The sequence below is a fragment of the Sphingomonas rustica genome (genome assembly GCF_039652585.1).
Taxonomy (GTDB): Bacteria; Pseudomonadota; Alphaproteobacteria; order Sphingomonadales; family Sphingomonadaceae; genus Sphingomonas; species Sphingomonas rustica.
Genome location: NZ_JBDIZK010000025.1, coordinates 1 through 2584, shown reverse-complemented (window position 1 = coordinate 2584; position 2584 = coordinate 1). Strand labels below are relative to the sequence as shown.

3 protein-coding genes are annotated in these 2584 nt (G+C 63.2%); all 3 read right to left on the bottom strand.

Annotated features, from left to right (window positions below):
- Nucleotides 1–63: 63 nt before the first annotated feature.
- Genes TPR58_RS22630 through tnpB form a run of 3 tightly spaced genes read right to left on the bottom strand, consistent with a single transcriptional unit; the run spans nucleotide 64 to nucleotide 2460 of the window.
- Nucleotides 64–450 (bottom strand): hypothetical protein, encoded by a 387-nt coding sequence (locus tag TPR58_RS22630; RefSeq protein WP_346249044.1) that lies wholly within the window; start codon nucleotides 448–450, stop codon nucleotides 64–66.
- A 47-nt stretch (nucleotides 451–497) separates the two neighbouring features.
- Nucleotides 498–2102, bottom strand: a complete 1605-nt coding sequence (gene tnpC / locus TPR58_RS22625; RefSeq protein ID WP_428835749.1) for an IS66 family transposase — start codon at nucleotides 2100–2102, stop codon at nucleotides 498–500.
- Between the two features lie 10 nt (nucleotides 2103–2112).
- Nucleotides 2113–2460, bottom strand: a complete 348-nt coding sequence (gene tnpB / locus TPR58_RS22620) for an IS66 family insertion sequence element accessory protein TnpB (RefSeq protein ID WP_346249043.1) — start codon at nucleotides 2458–2460, stop codon at nucleotides 2113–2115.
- Between the last annotated feature and the right edge of the window lie 124 nt (nucleotides 2461–2584).

The window sequence follows — 2584 nt, the reverse complement described above, 5'->3', positions numbered from 1 at the left end:
GTAAGCGTGGTCTGGAAACCGCGGAGCGGTGATAACTGGTGGTTAGCGGTTGCTACAAACGCATCAGGATTTGAGCAGCAATAGCTCACCGTCGACGAAGCCAATGCCGATCCCTCTGACGGCGCTTAGCCTTTGGGCGAGCAACGAAGGCTCTCTTATAAACGAGGAGATAAGTTCGCTCATCTTGGTCAGGCATATTTCCCAGCCGCCGTCGCAAAACGACAAGGGAATCAATGAGCTCCGCCCACCTTTGGGCTCCCACGCTTCTTCGCACGCCCAATCGGGATCGCTCTGATCGAATTTCGACACGCCGACAAATTCTACTCCATAGCGAGCGCCGTCAAAGTCTTGCTCGAATAAATTGAAGACGAATGCCACTACGTCGTCGGGAACGTCGTCAACCAGAACACCCTCTAGCCACGCACGATAATTAGCTCGGAAGTCGTTCATCAGCTCAAGATCGCATGATTTGTTGAACGTCCGCAACTGGGTGTTGCCTATGCGGCTTCGGCGATCATCTGGAAGTCTGGGCGCCAGTTCCAGGGCATGAGCTCGTCCCAGCGGGAGGCGGGCCAGTTGCCGGCGATTTTGGCGATGACGTCAGCGATGTAAGCCTGCGGCTCGACACCGTTGAGCTTGCAGGTCTCGATGACGGTGTAGATCGCGGCGGCGTGTTCGCCGCCGGCCTTTGATCCGGCGAACAGCCAGTTCTTGCGGCCGATCGCGATGCTGCGGATCGCGCGTTCGGCGATGTTGTTGTCGATCTCCAGCCGGCCGTCGTCGAGGAACCGCGTGAGCGCAGTCCAGCGCTTGCGGCCATACGCGATCGCCTTGGCCATCTCGGACTTTGGCGAGAGGCGTCGCAGAGCGTCGTCGAGGGCGGTACGCAATGCCTCGATCAAGGGCGCCGTTCGTTTGAGTCGGCCTCGTCGTCGGACGTCTGGTGGTGCCCCTCGGATATCGTCCTCGATCCGGTAGAGGTTGGCGATGCGCGCCAGCAGGTCGGTGGTGAGCGACGTCGGCTTGGTCGCGTGGATATCGAAGATCTTGCGCCGGAAATGCGCCCAGCAGGCGACCTCTGTGACGCGGCTGGTGGTGTAGAGCTTGTCATAGCCGGCATAGCCGTCGGCCTGCAGGAACCCGGTAAAGCTGGCGAGCTGTTGTTGCGGATGACTGCCGGTGCGATCCTGGGTGAACTGATACCAGACCAGCGGCGGTGTGGTGGCGCCGGCGCCGCGATCATCGACGACATAGGCCCAGATCCTGCCGGTTGCGGCCTTGCCGCGCCCTGGATCGAGCATCGGCACGGGCGTGTCGTCGGTGTGGATCTTGGCGGCGGTGAGCCCGACCTCCCGGATGCGGCTGACGATCGGATCGAGCAGCGCTGACGCTTGACCGGCCCAGCCGGCGAGCGTCGAGCGATCGATGTCGATGCCCTGCGCGGCCATCATCTCCGTCTGGCGGTAAAGCGGCAGGTGATGGTCGAACTTGGCGACCACGACATGGGCAAGCGTTCCGAACGTCGCCTTGCCGCGCGCGATCGCCTTTACGGGTGCCGCTGCCTGAACGACCTTCTCGCAGGCGCGGCAGCTATACTTGGGGCGGATGATGCGGACGACCCGCCACCGGACCGGCACGGCGTCGAGCATCTCGTCGCTGTCCTGCCCCAGTGGGCGCAATGTCCCGCCGCAATCGGGGCAGGTGCAGTTGCCATGCTCGGGCTCGATGCGCTGTTCTTCACGCGGCAGATGGGCCGGGAGCGCTCGAACCGGTGCGGGCCGATCGAGGGTGGCAGGATCGACGCGCCGCAGGCTCACCGTAGCGGCTTCGGCCTCGAGTTCTTCGAGTGTCAGCTCGAGCTGGGCGATCTCGTGGCTGAGCTTCTCGGAGGCCTTGCCGAACTGCATCCGCTTGAGGCGCGCCAGCTGGACGCGCAGCGTATCGATCAGGATATCGCGGGCGGTGATATCGGCGTGGGCGGTCGCCAACGCGGCTTCCAGCTCGGCGATCCGAGCGTCCTTATCAGGAGCGGAAAGGCCTGCGTCCGACACCGCGAATATATAGCAGATCGCTGTCCGCGGAGCTAGAAAAAGCGCAGGAATCGGGGCGTTTTTAGCCTGCGAGTGACGGTGTAAATGTGCGTTCCGGCCGCCGCCAGTCGATGCCTTCCAGCAGCATCGAAAGCTGTGCCGCAGTCATCGCGACCGTGCCGGTTGCGGTCGATGGCCAGATGAACCGGCCTCGATCCATGCGCTTGGAGAACAGGCACAATCCCTGGCCATCATACCAGAGCAGCTTGACCAGATCGCCGCGCTTGCCGCGGAATGCAAACAGCGCGCCGGAATGCGGACTCTGCTCCAACGCCTGCTGCACCAGCACCGCCAGGCCATCGAACCCTTTGCGCATATCGGTCGCGCCGCATGCCAGGAATATCCGCGTCAGCGGGGGAAGCGGAATCATCGTGCCAGGACGCCGATCACCCGCGATAACGCCTCGGCATCGACTGATGCGTCAACGGTTAGGCGCACGCCGGATGGCAGCTCGATACCGATCTGCCCGCTGCCCGGCCCGGCCGACCCCGGCG

Excerpts from the sequence above, each read along its gene's own strand:
- TPR58_RS22630 (WP_346249044.1), bottom strand. The coding sequence starts at position 450 with ATGAACGACTTCCGAGCTAATTATCGTGCGTGGCTAGAGGGTGTTCTG.
- tnpB (WP_346249043.1), bottom strand. The coding sequence starts at position 2,460 with ATGATTCCGCTTCCCCCGCTGACGCGGATATTCCTGGCATGCGGCGCG.